The organism is Fructilactobacillus sp. X7R9C1 (assembly GCF_059901005.1).
The window spans coordinates 1-245 of the sequence record NZ_JBWXVG010000074.1 but is presented as its reverse complement, the minus strand read 5'-3'; the positions used below and the strand labels follow the sequence as shown (position 1 = coordinate 245).

Sequence of the window (245 nt, the reverse complement as noted above, 5' to 3'; positions counted from 1 at the left end):
TGGAAGGTCGTCGCAGCGAGATCGGCCTGGATGTCGTCCTCGGTGAGATCCCACCAGTGCTTGATGACGGGAGTGCCGTCCGCCTCGGCCTCGCATTCTGTCGCGTTGAGAGTGCTCGCGCCGGAATTCCTGAAATCGACGAAACCACCAGCGGCACGACCGGTCAGCTCATGACCGGTGACGCGGCGAACGGCCTCCGGGCTCCAATAGGTACGGACATCGCTAAAGAACTGAGGACGCTGAGT

At 62.0% G+C, this 245-nt stretch carries 1 pseudogene; it reads right to left on the bottom strand.

From position 1 onward, the window contains the following. Positions 1 to 245: pseudogene (fucI, locus tag AC6UD0_RS07480) on the bottom strand (L-fucose isomerase); the annotation flags it as partial.